Annotated in this window: 2 protein-coding genes; both read right to left on the reverse strand. The window is 63.4% G+C overall.

Annotation, left to right across the window (positions count from 1 at the left end; genetic code table 11):
- The coding region (locus EQG76_RS12600) for a BMP family ABC transporter substrate-binding protein (protein WP_159713824.1) at nt 1–729 on the reverse strand (729 nt) is incomplete at its 3' end.
- A 310-nt stretch (nt 730–1,039) separates the two neighbouring features.
- Nucleotides 1,040–1,357 (reverse strand): transposase (locus tag EQG76_RS32210; protein ID WP_235031338.1); only part of this gene is annotated, 318 nt, incomplete at its 5' end.

Consider the following 1,357-nt stretch of genomic DNA (forward strand, 5'->3'; position numbering starts at 1 on the left):
GAGATGGTTCTGGTTGCTGTCGACGCCGATCGAGAACTTGTCCTTGTCCTTGGATGCTTCCAGTACGCCCAGCCCCGCGGCACCGGCCGCGGCATAGACCACGTCGGCACCGGCGTCATAATGACTGAAGGCCAGTTCCTTGGCGCGCGTGGCATCGCTCCAGGCAGCGGGCGTGGTGCCGACATAGTTGGCGGTGAACTCGATGTCCGGATTGGCCGCCTTCGCCCCCTGTTCATAGCCCCACTCGAAATTGTGGATCAGCGGGATGTCCATGCCGCCGACGAAGCCGATCTTGCCGGTCTGGCTCTTCAGGGCCGCGGCCATGCCGACCAGATAGCTGCCCTCGTGCTCCTTGAAGAGGATCGACTGGACGTTCGGCTTGTCGACGCTGGCGTCGATGATCGTGAACTTCGCATCTGGATAGCGCTCAGACATGGCCTCCAGCGAGGTCCCGAAGGCGAAGCCTACCACCACGATGATGCTGGCCCGCCTGGCCATGCGCTCCAGCGCTTGGTCGCGCTGGCTCTCGTTGGTCACCTCGAACTCCAGATAGGAGATCCCGGTCTCGGCCTTGAACTTCTCGGCACCGTTATAGGCGGCCTCATTGAAGGACTTGTCGAACTTGCCGCCCATGTCGAAGAGCAGGGCCGGCTGGAAGTCCTGGGCCTGTGCGGTCAGCGACAGGCTGAGGAGGCTGGCTGCAGCGAGAAGCGCCGAACGACGGATCATCTTCGTCTCCCAGGAACCCGGGTCCCAAGGAACCGGGCAAGGCGCGGCGCGGCCGCCGCAGGCATGCGGGGCGAGCGTAATTGCGGCGCAGCGCCAGGCAAGGCCTGTCGCATGCACCTGTCGGCCTCTGCTGCCTCGAGCCTGTTACGGACCTGCCGGCGTGCTCGTTCGGGATGGATGCCATCTCGCACGCCGTATCCGTCCGATGTGTCGGACGACGAATGGGGCGCTGGGCGGCACCCCGTCTGACCTTGCTGGCGGAGGATGCCGGGCAGCATGAACGCCCGCTAGAAACTGTCTTCGAGATAGATCAAGTGGTTGCGAATGATGGAGCCAACCGGCGCAACATGATCCGGCTCATGGCGGTATAGATCATGGTCTCGGAGGTTTTGGGAAGACGCTCGTAGTCCTTGCTCAAGCGCCGTGACTGACCAAGCCACGCAGAGGTTCGTTCGACGACCCAGCGCCTGGGCAGCACAATGAACTTGTTCTGTGGCTTCTCCTTCAGCCTATAGCGCCAGAGCTGTGTGTCCGGGTGGCGCGATGCCTCGACGCGCCAGCCGCGCGTCTCCAACAGCCATCGGGCAAAGGTACTGGTATAGGCGCCGTCTCCCCACCCCGGTTCAAG

The organism is Geminicoccus flavidas, from assembly GCF_009806515.1.
Classification (GTDB): domain Bacteria; phylum Pseudomonadota; class Alphaproteobacteria; order Geminicoccales; family Geminicoccaceae; genus Geminicoccus; species Geminicoccus flavidus.